12 protein-coding genes are annotated in these 15,347 nt (G+C 43.8%); 1 reads left to right on the top strand and 11 read right to left on the bottom strand.

The window, feature by feature from the left end; genetic code table 11:
• Positions 1 to 127 precede the first annotated feature (127 nt).
• From EV207_RS07035 to EV207_RS06995, 9 genes are all read right to left on the bottom strand, one after another.
• Positions 128 to 1,453 carry a GntP family permease gene (locus EV207_RS07035; protein WP_132745078.1) on the bottom strand — a complete coding sequence of 442 codons (1,326 nt, stop codon included), beginning with the start codon at positions 1,451 to 1,453 and terminating at the stop codon, positions 128 to 130.
• Between the two features lie 80 nt (positions 1,454 to 1,533).
• Positions 1,534 to 2,247: a GntR family transcriptional regulator gene (locus tag EV207_RS07030; RefSeq protein ID WP_132745076.1), complete on the bottom strand. Its 714-nt coding sequence runs from the start codon at positions 2,245 to 2,247 to the stop codon at positions 1,534 to 1,536.
• Positions 2,248 to 2,256: 9 nt separating this feature from the next.
• Positions 2,257 to 3,273, bottom strand: coding sequence for a sugar kinase (locus EV207_RS07025; protein WP_132745074.1), 1,017 nt, complete (start codon positions 3,271 to 3,273; stop codon positions 2,257 to 2,259).
• Positions 3,266 to 4,021 (bottom strand): 2-dehydro-3-deoxy-phosphogluconate aldolase, encoded by a 756-nt coding sequence (gene dagF / locus EV207_RS07020; protein ID WP_132745072.1) that lies wholly within the window; start codon positions 4,019 to 4,021, stop codon positions 3,266 to 3,268. Before dagF ends, EV207_RS07025 begins: the two co-directional genes overlap by 8 nt.
• A gap of 1 nt (position 4,022) precedes the next feature.
• Positions 4,023 to 5,126 carry a DgaE family pyridoxal phosphate-dependent ammonia lyase gene (locus EV207_RS07015; protein WP_132745070.1) on the bottom strand — a complete coding sequence of 368 codons (1,104 nt, stop codon included), beginning with the start codon at positions 5,124 to 5,126 and terminating at the stop codon, positions 4,023 to 4,025.
• Positions 5,104 to 6,204 (bottom strand): amidohydrolase/deacetylase family metallohydrolase, encoded by a 1,101-nt coding sequence (locus EV207_RS07010; RefSeq protein ID WP_132745068.1) that lies wholly within the window; start codon positions 6,202 to 6,204, stop codon positions 5,104 to 5,106. Before EV207_RS07010 ends, EV207_RS07015 begins: the two co-directional genes overlap by 23 nt.
• Before the next feature lie 218 nt (positions 6,205 to 6,422).
• A complete protein-coding gene (gene ade, locus EV207_RS07005) occupies positions 6,423 to 8,189 on the bottom strand; it encodes an adenine deaminase (RefSeq protein ID WP_132745066.1) in 1,767 nt (588 codons plus the stop codon).
• 41 nt (positions 8,190 to 8,230) lie between these two features.
• Positions 8,231 to 9,544: an NCS2 family permease gene (locus tag EV207_RS07000; protein ID WP_165886853.1), complete on the bottom strand. Its 1,314-nt coding sequence runs from the start codon at positions 9,542 to 9,544 to the stop codon at positions 8,231 to 8,233.
• 214 nt (positions 9,545 to 9,758) lie between these two features.
• A complete protein-coding gene (locus tag EV207_RS06995) occupies positions 9,759 to 10,124 on the bottom strand; it encodes a Na-translocating system protein MpsC family protein (protein ID WP_132745064.1) in 366 nt (121 codons plus the stop codon).
• Between the two features lie 211 nt (positions 10,125 to 10,335).
• Between EV207_RS06995 and EV207_RS06990 the strand changes: the two genes are divergently transcribed.
• Positions 10,336 to 12,069, top strand: a complete 1,734-nt coding sequence (locus tag EV207_RS06990; RefSeq protein ID WP_132745062.1) for an ABC transporter ATP-binding protein — start codon at positions 10,336 to 10,338, stop codon at positions 12,067 to 12,069.
• A 33-nt stretch (positions 12,070 to 12,102) separates the two neighbouring features.
• Here EV207_RS06990 and EV207_RS06985 read toward each other — a convergent pair whose 3' ends face one another.
• Together EV207_RS06985 and EV207_RS06980 are read right to left on the bottom strand one after the other, a co-directional pair.
• Positions 12,103 to 13,551: an MDR family MFS transporter gene (locus EV207_RS06985; protein WP_132745060.1), complete on the bottom strand. Its 1,449-nt coding sequence runs from the start codon at positions 13,549 to 13,551 to the stop codon at positions 12,103 to 12,105.
• A 31-nt stretch (positions 13,552 to 13,582) separates the two neighbouring features.
• A complete protein-coding gene (locus tag EV207_RS06980) occupies positions 13,583 to 15,157 on the bottom strand; it encodes a Vga family ABC-F type ribosomal protection protein (protein ID WP_132745058.1) in 1,575 nt (524 codons plus the stop codon).
• Positions 15,158 to 15,347: the final 190 nt, after the last annotated feature.

Raw genomic sequence — 15,347 nt, 5'->3', positions numbered from 1 at the left:
TCCTGTTATGTCCAATTAACTATAATGTGCTCAATTTGGGGTACAATAACACACCGGATTGCTGAAATTTGCTGTCAGATATCAAAAAGGAGTACGGTGCGCTATTCACCGTACTCCTAAGTTTATTTTATATAAATATATCGACTACTAAAACAAGACCAAAGGCGATAAAGGAAAGCAATGTCTCCAATACTGTCCACGTTTTAAATGTTTCTTTAACAGTTAATCCCATGTATTCTTTTACTAACCAGAAACCAGCGTCATTGACGTGTGATAGCATAAGAGAGCCTGCCCCTGTTGCAATAACAAGCAATTCCAAGTTCACACCTGTCATATGGGCAACAACCGGCGACACAATACCCGCCGCGGTTGTCAGTGCGACTGTCGCTGATCCCGTCGCCACCCGAATTAATCCAGCTACCACAAATGCCAGAACAATTGGGGACAGGGATAAATGTTCGGACATTTGGGCTATGGCGTCACCGACGCCGCTGTCAATGAGAATTTGTTTGAAACCGCCCCCAGCGCCGATGATTAAAATGATTGAACCTACCGGCAGCAAACAGTCATCTGTTAACTTCTTAATGAGCTTTTTATCCATCCCCTGGCGAAAGCCGAGAAAGTAGAATGCTGCAAAACAAGAGATGAGAAGCGCAACAAGAGGACTGCCGATGAATACAAAGAATTTAGTCAACCCGCCTGGCAGCGGTGCATATGGCGCAAAAACCGATAACAAGATTAAAATAATCGGTAATAAGATGACCAAAAATGATACCCCTGTTTTAGGTAAACTTTGGGTTGATGTATTTGGCCGAATTAACTCCGGCTCACCTTCAGGAATAACACGTTTGTTTACCCATTTGGCAAATATTGGACCCGCAATGATTGCTGTTGGCAGGGCAATAATAAGTGAATAAAGCAGAACCTTGCCGAGATTAGCATGATAAATGCTTATGGCAGTCAACGCCCCAGGATGCGGCGGCACAATACCGTGTACAATGGATAACCCCGCAATGACTGGCAGCGCGATTAATAATATATTTTGTTTGGTTGTCTTATAAATTGAAATAACCAAAGGCATTAAGATTACAATACCTACTTCGAAAAAAACCGGTATGCCAATAATAAAACCAGAAAGTAACATCGCCCATGGCAATCTTTTAACGCCAAATTTTCGCACAAAAAAATCTGCTACTTGCATACCTGCACCGGATTCTGACATCAGTTTCCCCAGGATCGTCCCAAGCGCCAAAATACCGACTAAATGGCCTAAAACACTGCCAACCCCTGTTTCAAAGGCTCCAGCAATTTTATCCATAGATAAGCCAGACATAATTGCTAAGAACAAACTGGCAACGGTTAAGCTAATAAATGCATGCCAGTGCCACCATGAAACCCCTAAAATAACGATAACAATCGCAAGCAATGTGATGATTAATAGATATATGTCCATATGCAATTTCCCCTTTTCCCATTTTGTAGTAAACGCTTTCAAAGGAACCGCGGCAGAATGTAATGAGATAACCTTTTTACTTACACATCATAATTAACGATATAATCTTGCAATTCGGTGTTGTAGTACCCTTCACTGTACTCGACCAAATCACCCCGTTCATCATAGGAATAGCGTGATCGCTTGAGTAAAGGGGTTTCCCTTTTTACACCTAATCTGTCCGCCGCATAGGAAGGTGCGGCAGCTACAGCGAACTGATCGCGAAACTTCTCCAAAGAAATATTTTGCTCTTCAATTAATTCGTATAAGGATCCGCAATTAAAATCGGCGTGGTCCGCCCCCTCCATTCTTTCAGTTAAATAGTGCGTGTAATGGATATAAGGCATCTCATCAAGACGATAGAGTCGTTCCACTCGAAGACAATGCTCCCCAAATAATTGATAAAGCTTTGAACCCACTTGGTTATAGATAACCTCTAACTTTATTAATTGTTTTTGAATTTTATGGCCTTCTTCAACAAGAACTTCTGTAAAACGCTTTCCTTTAGAAAGTTTTGACGCCGATGTATTCCGAATGACTTTCGTTCCCTTCCCGCTCCTCTTTTCAAGGTAGCCTTCCTGAACAAGTTCCTTGATAGCATTGCGGACTGTCACCTTACTGACGCCAAACTCTTCTTCCAATTGAGGTTCCGGAGGTATGTTCGTTCCAATCGTATAGGCTCCGTGCAGTATTCTGTCCTTCAAGATGTTCTTTATTTGCAAGTACAGCGGTCCCTTTTTACGGGTAATGTTCATTAAACCACACTACCTTTCTACATCGCCTGCTTCATTTGTCATCGCCAATAAGATGTCGTTTTCTGAGGATGTTGGCGTATCACCTGAAACGGTATGTGCCAGCATTCCTGCTGCTACTGCAAACGCAACTGTCTTATTTGGCGAAAACCCTTTCGTTTCCCCATATATTATACCACTTGTATAGGCATCACCTGCACCTATTCTATCAAAGACAGAAAAGGTCATCTTTTCTGAAAATGAAAATGACCGATCCTTAAAAAGAAAGCCAACCAATGAATGAGTATTGTTGCCGCCTATTGAACGGTGTGTACCAGCTATTACGGAGATATTATATTTTTCCGCAACTAATGGTATCAGCTCCATAAGCTGTTCTTTACGATCTTCTTTCGTTGTTTCCATGCCAAGGATAAATCGGGCATCCTTTTCATTCATCATGACGATATCGGCTAAATCCAGCATTTCCTCATAATGCGGTTTTGCCTTGGTATAGCCGTCTTCACCCCAAAGTGATGGGCGATAATTGCAATCAAAGACGACTTGGCCTCCGTTTCTTTTAACAGCATGCGCAAATGCCTTCATCTGGCTCCGAACATTGTCATTCATGGCAAGAGTGATCCCGCAAAAATGGGCGATATCAATGTCTCTAGCTATGTCCTCAAAGTTATATGCTTCCGCATGTGCAGTATTGAAGCTGCTTGCCTGACGATTGCAATATGTCACTCGGCTCGGACGTACGCCAAAACCATTTTCCAAAAAGTACATGCCAAGGCTGTCCCCGCTCCGAGTAATGAATGAAGGTATAATGCCTAGCTTCTGAATATATGACATGGCAGCATCACCAATAGCATTCGTTGGCAAAGTAGATACAAGGTAGCCTTTATGCCCTAATTGCGCTAATGCTGAGGTGACATTCACTCCTGTACCAGAGAAAGAATACCTTAATGTACTGCTTTGTGCCAAGGACTCATACCCTGGCACTTGCAGCCTCATCATGACTTCTCCAAAAGCAGCGATCCGTTTACTCATGGTTATCAACTAATTTCTTCATCAGAGCAGTTAATTCGCGGACATCCTCAATATTTGTTTCCCCTGTTTCTTTGTTGATAATTGATGAATAGACATGAGGGATAACTTTCGGCACGTTCGCTTCTAGGGCAATACGCAAGATTTCTTCAAAGTTCTCTTTGTCAATTCCACCTGTTGGCTCTAACGCAAAGCCTTCTTCACCGCAAGCTTGCGCGACTGCACGGAATTCGTCTTCACGGCTTAATCCTTTCATTGGGAAGTATTTCAAGGCATTGCCACCCATGTCGCGCACAAGGGCTATCGCGGTTTTAATCGGTACAATCGCCTGTTCTTCCTGTGCTGCGCTGATCGGACCAGTAGATATGTTGACATAGCCGGCTTGCCCTGTTGGCGAAACCAAACTGTTAATCCAGCTGTCTTTTCCGCCAAGATTGGCGCGCGTGGCCCCTACAGAAGGAAAGACTTGATTGATATGGCTTCCTGGATAGTATTTTGCAATATCAGCCACAACAGCAGCTTGGCGGTTATCACCAGCACCCAATCCGATTGATACAGCTTCATCAATTTCTTTTCCGTAATCTTTCATTGCTGCCACAGCTTCTTCAACTGTTGCATAATCTTTTGATAGAACACCGATTAGCACATGTCCCTCGGACGCTTCAAATATTTCTTTGGCATTTTCTATACCGCCCGCTAAGACATTTAATGCCGCACGGTCTCTGTAAAATCGCTTAGCTATATTGGTCATGTTATTTCCCACCTATTAGTTCTTGTAGTCTGGATTTGATGACATGGATATCATCGCCCTGGAGCGGACGCGGGTCAATATCAAAAAAGCCTTGTCTGATTCCATAATCCCGCGTATAAATCGCAATATCGCCTTCCCGCAGTTCTTCGGCAACTTGCTTTGCGGATGTATTTGTTTGCTCAGGATCAATTTGAATGCGGGCACGGAATATCGCCCGGCCTGCCTCATCTTGCACAATCGTCACTTTGACACCATCGCGTTCACTTAAAGGCATCAACACTTGCAAGCTTTCCTTTTCTTGCTTGCTTTTATCAGCTTTGACACCATATTCATCAAGCGCCTGAAGCAGTCCAAAGGTTGTCTCTTTGCCGACTTTCATACTGCGTCCGATACAATGCAATTGGACTTTGATCCATTTAATAAATTTCCGCTTGCCGCCAACAATGCCTGATGTTGGCCCTTCAATCGCTTTAGATCCGCTGTAAATCGCAAGATCCGAGACATTGACATACTTTTGAATATCTTCTTCTGCTGCAGCATCGACGATAAGCGGAACACCATTTCGTTTTGCTACTTCCCATGCTTCCTCAACGGAAATCATGTTCTTTTGCACGGCATGGTGTGACTTTACGTATAGGATGGCCGCTGTATTTTCGGATATAGCCTCTTCAATATGTTCAGATTTACCTTCGTTAGCATAGCCGACTTCGACAAGCTTGCCGCCGCCTAAGTAAATCATCGTTTCTACAGGAGCTCCGTATTGGACATTGTGGCCTTTTAGCATGATGACTTCATTTTTTGCAATATCTTCTTGGTGAAGACGTTCACTCTTGCGGCGATTTCCTTGCGTTACGAGTGCCGCAATTGACAAAGCGATCCCGCTTGATGCCGAATTAACGACAACGGCCGCCTCTGAGCCAAGAATACCCGCAATATGATCACCAGCTTTATCAACTAGATCAGCAATCTCAACATAATTTTGCCCGCCTTGTTTCATCGCTTCCATTACTGTATCTGTAGGTGCTGACACACCAAGGATACTCATGCGCCCACTAGCATTTATAACGCGCTTAAGACCATATTTAGCATTCAATGAGCTCGTCATGAACAACCACTCCCTTTGTTTCTATTCTTCTCTCTGCGACACGCTGTTCCCCTTCTGAATCGGTAAGTGTTACCGGACCATCTTGAACTGCAAACAACGTTAGATTAGCTGGATCACCAACTTTAATGCGGCCGAGCTCTGGTTTTTTCAGCCAGTTTGCAGCATGTGTTGTGACCGCAGCGATGACCTCTTCAAGCGAATAGCCCAAATATAGAAACTTTGACAAGACATTTGCCATACTGTACACCGGTCCATTCAAACGGTTCCCCCGATAAATATCAGTACTGATTGTGTCTAAACCAATCTGGTGCCGCTTTGCTGCTTCAGCTATTTTAAATGAGAAGCTCGCCGTCCCGTGGCCGACATCCAAATGGACACCACGGTCGATAGCGTCCAGCAGCACTTGAAGCGGTTCCCCATTCTCATCAAAGAGATTATTGGATTTTCCATTAAGATAGTGGGTGACGACATCACCTTTTTCTAAGAGGGGAATAACGTCCTCAATAGATGGCGGGGCGGACCCAATGTGAACCATTAAAGGCAGCGATGTTTCACTAGAAAGCTCCCGCGCAATACGCAGAGGTTCAATCCCGCTTTCCCTAACAACACTTTTACTGATCCGGGCCTTTAATCCAACGACGACTTCTTTATACCTATTTGCCGCTTCCGCCGCCTTCTTTTTATCAATCCATTCCAAGTTGGATAATTCGTCCACTCGCTTCAAACCAATTCGGGAAATATTTAGAAATGCAAACAGGTTCGTCTTGCTTTGTTCTCTGCTTGCAACTAAATCCGCAATGCGGTCTGCCCCGCAGCTCCCGGCATCAACAATGGTGGTTACACCTTGTTTTACTCCGATTTCATCGATTTTATCGCCATATGGATCAAACTCAGGGAAGGCATGGACGTGCAAATCAATCCAGCCGCTGGAAACATACGCACCGGAGTAATCAAACACCTTTTGCCCATTGGCGCTTCCAGGCTTTGTCACCTCGGCAATTTTACCGTCTTCAATCACAATATCGACTTTTTCTTCAGTCACATGCTTTACATTACGCAAAACGAACCGCTTGTTCATTTATTTCACCTTCTATATTTAGATACGCTTACATTACAAAACCTTTTGATCTACACATGTAGAATAGCACAGAAAGACAACAAATTCAATATAACGTTATAATGTTATATTGAATTTAATCATACCATGAAAAGTGGTTTTTTCCTTAACTGGATTATCTTCCCCAAAAAACAAAAAAATAAAAAAGAAAGACCCTTAGGCCCTTCTTTTTAATCTCCTTAACCCTGATATAGTGGTATTAATTCTTGCTTCGCAACATCTACTAAACCTAAATCGGTGATTCTGATTTCCGGCGTCACCGTAAGTGCTAATGATGAGAGTGCCATTGCCGGGGACCTCCTGCCAACCGCGACCCCCATCTCTAAAGCTGTCCGGCTGAAAGCTTCAACTTTCGGACCAAGTATTTCAATCGGTTCAGACGCCATAAGACCCGCTATGGGGAGTGCAACATTATCAAGCACCTTTCCGTCTCTTGTCAGGCAAAGTCCCCCACCGCAGACTTGCAATTTTTTGGCAGCCAGCAGCATGTCAGACGCATTTGTTCCAACAACTACGAGGTTGTGACTATCATGGGCAATGGTCGTACCATACGCACCTTTTACTAAGCCCGAATTTTTCAAAACGCCAACAAACGGCTTTTTATTTTGCCCGTGCCGGCCTGTTACCGAAACAAACACATGATCTGCAGGTAATGATGTGACTCTCCCGTTGGTAACCTCTGCTTCAACGGTGTCTTGAATCGTCACACCGGAATCCGTCACCTCGATCGTTGTCAATTTTGCCATTCCCTGCTCTAATGGGACTTGTATTGTAAAGTCATCTTCATTCAACTCCGGAAGCCGAACAGCATTCACTGACTTCGGCGGCACTTGGCTTGTTATCTCGGCTGTCAGCTCCCCGCCGGCGACCCACTGCTTCCCAGCAACATACACTTCACTCACTTCCATTGTCTCCAAAGAGTCGACAAGGACCAAATCGGCAATGTAACCCGGAGCAATCGCACCCAAATCACGCTTACCGTAACGCATTGCACCACCGATTGTGGCGTAGCGAATCGCGAGCGGTGCAGGAATGCCCTCTTCAATCGTTCGGCGAATCACACGGTTCATTTGTCCATTCTTAAGCATATCGTATGGTTCAACATCATCGGTACACATCGCGATATTCATAACATGCGGCACTTCCTCCACTGCTTTGGCCGCAACATCAGCAAACTTACTTACGCTTGATTCGCGGATGTAGACCGTCATGCCATCACGCAGTTTTTCCAAAATTTCTTCAGAGCTGCGGCCTTCATGGTCCGATGTCACGCCTGCTGCCAAGTACGCTTGTAATTGCCTGCCGGAAACCCTTGGTGCATGGCCTTCATTAAGCACCTTATGCTCCAATCCAGTTTCTACAATCCCGGCCATACGGGGATGCTGATTAATAACCCCGGGATAATCCATCAATTCAGCTACGCCCACCACATCTGGAAGACTGAGGAGTGCCGCAATGTCCTGTTCAAGAAATTCGGCACCTGCAGTCTCCAAACCGGGGACGGCGGGTACACAAGAAGGTACAGTCGTCAGAATCCTGACAGGCAAACCACGGCTTGCTTCCACCATGTATTTGACCCCCTCTGCCCCCATTACGTTAGCTATTTCGTGGGGGTCAATGACCACAGTTGTCGTCCCGCGGCAAAGCACTGCGGAGGCAAACATATCTGGCGTAACCATTGTGCTTTCGATGTGAACATGTGAGTCGAAATAACCAGGTGTAGCATATCGACCCTTAGCTTCTACCTCTTGCCCGCCTTCAATTTCAAAATCTGGTTTTCCATGTTTATATTGCGCAATTGCTGCGAAACGCCCGTCTTTTATCCCAATATCAGCGGTATATATTTCTGCAGTAAAAACATTAACGAGCTTGGCACCGCGGACAACAAGATCCATGGGGATGTCCCCCCGGGCGGCGGCCACAATTTGACTGCGATGACTATGCATATATGAACCTCCTGTAACAATGATGTTTGATGTAAAATATCTTACTTTCCTGCCAACGTCATGAAGTAATAAATAAGCGGAATAACTAAAATGTATAAACCGGGATGAACTTCCTTGTAACGGCCCGACAAGGCTTTGACGAACACGTAAGTTATAATACCTGCGGAAATGCCATTGCCAAAATTAAAGGTGAAAATAGTCACGACGATTGTCATAAAGGCTGGCAGCGATTCCGTTGTATCATTAAAATTTATATTTTTGACACTCGACATCATCATCAAACCAACGAGAATAAGCGCAGGTGCCGTGGCCTCCCCTGGAATAATCTTAATGATAGGTGTGATAAACAGCGTAAGCAAAAACAACAATCCTGTAAAAACCGCGGTGAGTCCCGTACGGCCGCCAGCCTCCACTCCTGCAGATGATTCAACATAAGTTGCCATGACCGGTACCGAAAAGAGCGAACCCCAGGTAGCCGCACCAGCGTCGACTAGAAATGGCTTGTTGATCTGGGGCAAATCACCGTTCTTATCAAGCATGCCGCCTTTTCCGGCAACACCCAGTGTGGTTCCAAGACTAGAGAAAAAGTCAGGTACAAAGAACGCCAGAATAAATGGAAAATAAGCCAGTTGCAGCGCATCTGTGATATTCAGCTTTAGAAAGACAGGCCCTATGCTTTGAGGAAGCGAGAAAATTGAGTCGGGAATTTGAGTAACACCCATAGGAATGCCAATAAGGGTCGTCACAACGATGCCTATCAGAAGATGACCCCTCGTTTTCCTTGCCATTAGAATACTCATGATGAAAAAACCTATGATGGATAAAAGTGCCTCTGGCGATCCCAAGTTTCCAAGGGTCAAAGAATTGGCATCCTCATTGGCAGCAACGAGTCCAGCATTTCTAAAGCCAATTAATGCAATGAACAAGCCAACACCGGCTCCGATCGACAGCTTGATGGCTGGCGGGATGAGCTTAACGATTAGTTGTCTAAGGCCAAAAATAGTCAGCAGAAGAAAAAGAATGCCTGAAATAAAAACCATACCCATCGCGGTTTGCCATGGAAGGCCTTCCGTCTCGACCAATGTCACGGCTAGAAAAGCGACTGAACCTAATCCGGGAGCTAAGGCGAATGGGCGGTTGCTGTAAAGGCCCATAATAATACTCGTTAACCCCGTCATCAGAATCACGGAAACTGTTACCGGTCCTTTTGGAATACCGCCTTCCGCAAGAATCCCCGGTACAACAATCAGGACGTACACCATGGTCATAAAGATCGTCATGCCCGCTATGAATTCTGTGCGAACATTTGTGTTATTCTCAGCCAATCGAAAAAAACGTTCAATAGAGCTTCTCAAAATAAATCCCTCCTTATCATGATTAAAAATATTTCCTTATTTTATGGCAATAAGGCACTTCCATTCTTCTATACAAAAAAGAAAAGTGCTCTTGATAGATGATCTTTCATCTAACAAGAGCACTTTTCTTTGTAAACAAAGGGTTGTGTCACCTGCTGTTTAATATGAACTATCTCCTAAGATAAATCAAAAGAGATAAGTTAATATAAATTTTTTACCGGCTTAAAACTGCATTTGTAAAAGCTAATTGTGTCTGTGAATCATAGTCCCTTAATATCGCGGCAACTTCTAAGCCTAGTTCTCCCTCTAACTTTTCCTTTACCCTGGTTTTAAACATCATTGACAATTGAACGTCCAATTTTTGTTTAAGATCGGGAACCTCTTTTTCCAACGAGGTTGAGCGGTGTGCTCGCCGATGTTTGGCCCGAAAAGTTATGAGATCATTTTCGATATCTACCTTTAATGAAATAGTGCCTACACCCAACAATTCTTTTGAAACCTCATTGTAAATTCGGTATAGCTGTTTTTTGTTTTCATTCGAATTTTCCAAGTACACGAGATCACCTTGTATCTGGATCATATTCTCCTTGTTTGACAATCGGGTTGGCATATAAATTATTATATAAGCGATTCAAAACCTTATAAATTTATATGTTATTATACCGGCAAAAAAGGATTTATGCAATATTAAATCTAATCTCTAATAATCCGGGCAATTTTGTACCCACATATCAAATATAAGGTTATAATCAAGCTACTATACCAGCCTGCAAAAGAAGGAGTTTGTTCGCATGATTCGCCGCTTTTTTTCATATTACAAGCCTCATAGGAGACTGTTTATCATTGACTTTTCAAGTGCGGTCATTGTTGCCATTCTTGAATTGGCATTTCCTGTTGCTGTGCAACGGTTCATCGACAGATTATTGCCGAGTGGCGATTGGCCGATGATTCTCACTGTGAGCATTCTGTTGCTTGGTGTCTATGTATTAAGCACCTTTTTACAGTATATTGTCAGTTTCCTCGGACATAAATTGGGCATTAATATTGAGACCGATATGCGCCGGGAGCTATTTTATCACGTTCAAAAGCAGTCCTTTCGTTTTTTTGACAACACGAAAACAGGACATATTATGAGCCGGATCACAAATGATTTATTTGATATTGGTGAGCTCGCTCACCACGGCCCTGAAGATTTTTTCATCGCCATAATGACTTTCTTCGGCGCTTTTGGGATTATGATGACTATCAATGTGAAGCTGGCGATTGTTTCGATTTTGGTCGTCCCCTTTCTCGTATGGGTGATAACATTTTGCAACATTCGCATGAACCAGGCATGGAAGCGAATGTATTCAAAAATAGCCGATGTTAACTCACGAGTGGAAGACAGCGTTTCTGGGGTTCGGGTCGTCCAATCGTTTACGAACGAATCCTTTGAAAAGAAACGCTTCGATCATGATAATGGCAAATTCCGCAAAGCAAAGCTTACAGCCTATAAGGTCATGGCATATACGAGCTCAAGCATTTACATGATGACGCGTTTCGTCACCCTTGTCGTATTAGTGTTTGGTGCTTGGTTAAGCTTTCACGGCCAATTGACCAATGGAGAATTAGTCAGTTTTATTTTATATGTCAATGTGCTAATGAAACCGGTTGATAAAATCAGCGCTTTAATGGAACTTTATCCAAAAGGGATGGCCGGTTTTAAACGTTTTTCCGATTTAGTTGATCAAGAACCTGATGTTCAAGACCGAGAAGATGCCATCAAAGTACCCTTATTGAAAGGTGACATCCAGTTTGATGATGTCACTTTCGGCTACGACTCCCATCAGACGGTCCTTCAAGGTATCGACTTGCAGGTAAAAGCTGGCGAGACCGTCGCCTTTGTCGGTCCTTCAGGTGCGGGCAAAACAACGATTTGTTCGCTTGTGCCGCGCTTCTATGACCTTGACGACGGAAAAATTACGATTGATGGGATCGATATTAGCGAGATGACAAAACAATCGCTGCGGGCCCAAATCGGGATCGTGCAGCAAGATGTCTTTTTGTTCACCGGAACGATTCACGATAATATTGCCTACGGGAATTTAAATGCAACAGAGAGGGACATTCAAGAAGCCGCAAGGCGCGCTCATATGGAATCATTTATCCATTCTTTGCCGCAAGGGTACGAGACACCGGTTGGCGAAAGAGGATTGAAATTATCAGGAGGGCAAAAGCAGCGGATCGCGATCGCCAGAATGTTCCTGAAGAACCCGCCGATTTTAATTTTGGATGAAGCAACCTCAGCATTAGACACTGAGACGGAAAAAATGATTCAACACGCCTTAAGCGAATTAGCCGAAAATCGGACAACACTGATCATTGCTCATCGACTTGCAACGATTCGAAATGCGGACAGAATTGTGATTGTGACCGAAGATGGCATTGCAGAAGAAGGCAGCTATGATGAATTGCTGAACCGCGGCGGGATTTTTGCGAAGCTACATTGTATTCAATATGAGAGAAATGTTTATACCGCGACATGATAAGAGGAGTGCGGCTGCCGCACTCCTCTTTCATCAAGACTCTTGAACTTCCTGTTCTTTATTTTGACCATCACTTTCTTCCTGAGGTGATGTTCGTTTAATGAAGAACGACATAATGACTGTGAGCAGCGCAAGACCGGTAGCGACCATAAAGGCTGCGTTAAGTCCGTGAATTAAAGGCATACCATTTGCCTCATCTATTTGTCCCTTAGCCTGAATCGTCATCACCGTAACAAGAAGAGCCGAACCAATTGAACCCGCTATTTGCTGCAAGGTATTTGCCATCGCTGTGCCATGAGGGTGAAGCCGCTGAGGCAATTGGTTTAACCCTGCTGTCATAACTGGCATCATTGCGAGCGAAAGTCCTAGCATTCGGATCGCATAAATAACCGTAATAAACGTAAACGATGTTGATTCATTAAGATCGGTAAAGAGAAATGTTGTAATGGTTGTAATTCCGAGACCGCTAACCGCCATCCATCTCGCACCGATTTTATCAAAGACCATGCCGGTAATCGGCGACATGATCCCCATGACGATGGCGCCAGGCAAAAGAACGAGCCCTGATTCGAGGGCAGTAAATCCGCGCATATTTTGCATATAAATCGGCAAAAGCAGCTCCGCTCCGAGCATCGCCATGATGACCACCATGCCGATAAATAAGGTTAATGAAAACATGCTGAACTTAAACACCCTAAATTCAAGCATCGGTGTCTTAATGGATAATTGCCGCCAGATGAACAACACAAGCACGACCGCGCCGATGGCAAGTGATGTTTCTACCTGCAAGCTGCTCCATCCCTTTTCACCAGCGATGCTGAAGCCATACAATAAGCCCCCAAAGCCAACCGATGATAAAAAAATAGATAGGACGTCAACCTTTGGATTGGTTAGGTTCGTCACATTTTTCAATAATAAAGCTGCAAAGACTATTTCAATGACGGCAAATGGCAAGACAACGTAAAACAACAACCGCCAAGAGTAAAATTCCACAAGGAAACCTGATAACGTTGGACCTATCGCCGGTGCAAAACTAATCACTAGACCCGCCATCCCCATTGCCGCCCCTCGTTTGTCAGGAGGGAAAATGGTTAAAAAGGCTGTCATCATTAAGGGCATCATAATCCCCGCCCCTGCTGCCTGAACGACCCGCCCGACTAACAGAAGCGTGAACGTCGTCGATATCGCCCCAACCAATGTCCCTGCAGTAAAGATGCACATTGCTGTGAGAAATAACTTCCGCATTGGGAATTTTTCAATAAAAAATGCCGATATTGGGATCATGACGCCATTGGTTAGTAAAAAGGCTGTTGTTAACCACTGCGCTTTATTAGGCGAAATCTTAAATTCATTAATGATTTGCGGCAGTGCCGTATTTAGCAATGTCTCATTTAAAATGGCAACAAATGCTCCAAACAATAATACGGCAACGATAGGCCCTTTCTTAACATTTTCAAATGATTGCTGCTGTACTTGCTCCATAATAGTTACCCACTCCTCTGATTTGTTCTGTTTACAATTTTTCCTTCAATTGATTTCGCTCCGCCAGCACCGCTTGGTACTCTATTTCAAGTTCTTCAGAGGGAGGCTCCATGCTGAGTCTGCCGATGACTTCGGTTAGCTTTGTTTCAATCCTAAGCAACTGATCCTGCCTATCATCATGGCCCTTTTTCTGCTTGCTTTCCAGATATTCTTGGTATGGACCTGTGAATTCGATGATGTTTTGCTCCTCAATTTCAATGACTTTTGTCGCTATATGCCCGACAAAGCGGCGATCATGTGACACAAAAATAACCGTTCCTTTATAATCAATGAGTAATTTTTCCAAGGCCTCTACCGTATCTATATCCAAATAGTTTGTTGGTTCATCCATAACAAGCACATTCATATCGCTTAAAAACACTTTTGCAAAAGCAACCTTTACTCGTTCCCCGCCGCTCAATACTTCAATTGGCTTAAAAACATCCTCTTGTAAAAAATGCAGGCGTGCAAGCACTGTTCGAATCAGTTCCTCTGGGAAAACAGCCGTTGCTTTAACGTTTTCCAATATCGATATTTCCTTATTCAATATATCCAGGTTTTGACTAAAATAGCCTATTTTAGCCGCCGGGGAATGGGTAACCTCCACAGGATGATCCAAAATCCGCTTTAACAAGGTTGTTTTCCCGGACCCATTCTTGCCTATTATTGCAACCTTTTCCCCGCCTTTTACCGCGAACGAGGCATCCTTCCATAAGACACGATCGCCATAGCCCGCAGAAAGCTTCTTAACTCGAACGACAGTCCTTCCTTTAATGGCCTCTTCATTTGGTATATCCAGTTTAACCATCGGCAGCTCTTTTGGCTTCTCTACCTTCTCAAGCTTTTCCATTCGCGTGTCTATAGCTTTGATATTTTGATGCATTTTCTTCTGCTTCGTTGCATGCTGCATTTTCCAGATCCGTGACTCAGATGTCCCCATACTTTTTGATGGCGGCTTTATCATTTTTACTGCTTTCTGTTCTTTTATCTGTTTTGCCCGTTCCAACTGTTTTTTCTTTTCTACATATTTTTCATATTTCCCCTGATGCTGCTTCCTTAGCAGTTCCTTTTGATCTAGATAATACGAGTAGTTGCCGTTAAACTCCGTCAACTCCCCATCCTCAAGCTCCCATAGTTTATTGCAAATCTGGTCAAGGAAAGAACGGTCATGCGAGACAAGAACAATCGCACCCTGAAATCTTTTCAGGTGTTGTTCAAGTTCCTGGATATGGTCAATATCAAGATTGGTTGTTGGCTCATCTGCAAATAAAATATCGGGTTTCGCGGCTAATGCCTTATCAATGTAGCCTTTCGTGACTTCTCCACCGCTTTTTAGATGATTGGTTTTTTTCAACTGAGGCAATAAATAATGCCTAGCGGTTGTTACAACAGCCCCTTCGTCCGCTTCCAATACTCCGGTCAAAACATTAAACAAAGTGGTTTTACCGCTGCCATTTCGCCCGACTAAGCCAATGCGGTCACCGCTTTGGATCCGCACCTGTTCTATCGCAAAAAGCTCTCGATCACCTATCATTTTTTTAATATGATTTGCTTCAAGTATGATCAAAAAACCTCCTATTCGGTATCCGAATAGGAGGCTATGAATCATACAGCAGAAAAGACATGAATCAGCCTTTCTGTCTATATACAGCACATGACACATCCTATTCAGAAAAGATATCGTTACCTTGAGATTCGATTCTGAATAGGATTCACCAGCGCTAAATTTTATGCACATTTAGGGCTTATGATGTTAA

Origin of the sequence: Scopulibacillus darangshiensis, assembly GCF_004341035.1 — a bacterium.
Classification (GTDB): domain Bacteria; phylum Bacillota; class Bacilli; order Bacillales; family Sporolactobacillaceae; genus Scopulibacillus; species Scopulibacillus darangshiensis.
The sequence above is the reverse complement of the archived record's forward strand: the minus strand, read 5'-3'. Positions and strand labels throughout refer to the sequence as shown.

What these genes read in the sequence shown, in the direction of transcription:
- EV207_RS07015 (WP_132745070.1), bottom strand. Translation starts at nt 5,126, where the DNA reads ATGACGAGCTCATTGAATGCTAAATATGGTCTTAAGCGCGTTATAAAT.
- EV207_RS07025 (WP_132745074.1), bottom strand. Translation starts at nt 3,273, where the DNA reads ATGAGTAAACGGATCGCTGCTTTTGGAGAAGTCATGATGAGGCTGCAA.
- dagF (WP_132745072.1), bottom strand. Translation starts at nt 4,021, where the DNA reads ATGACCAATATAGCTAAGCGATTTTACAGAGACCGTGCGGCATTAAAT.
- EV207_RS07010 (WP_132745068.1), bottom strand. Translation starts at nt 6,204, where the DNA reads ATGAACAAGCGGTTCGTTTTGCGTAATGTAAAGCATGTGACTGAAGAA.
- ade (WP_132745066.1), bottom strand. Translation starts at nt 8,189, where the DNA reads ATGCATAGTCATCGCAGTCAAATTGTGGCCGCCGCCCGGGGGGACATC.
- EV207_RS06995 (WP_132745064.1), bottom strand. Translation starts at nt 10,124, where the DNA reads ATGATCCAGATACAAGGTGATCTCGTGTACTTGGAAAATTCGAATGAA.
- EV207_RS07030 (WP_132745076.1), bottom strand. Translation starts at nt 2,247, where the DNA reads ATGAACATTACCCGTAAAAAGGGACCGCTGTACTTGCAAATAAAGAAC.
- EV207_RS07035 (WP_132745078.1), bottom strand. Translation starts at nt 1,453, where the DNA reads ATGGACATATATCTATTAATCATCACATTGCTTGCGATTGTTATCGTT.
- EV207_RS06985 (WP_132745060.1), bottom strand. Translation starts at nt 13,551, where the DNA reads ATGGAGCAAGTACAGCAGCAATCATTTGAAAATGTTAAGAAAGGGCCT.
- EV207_RS06990 (WP_132745062.1), top strand. Translation starts at nt 10,336, where the DNA reads ATGATTCGCCGCTTTTTTTCATATTACAAGCCTCATAGGAGACTGTTT.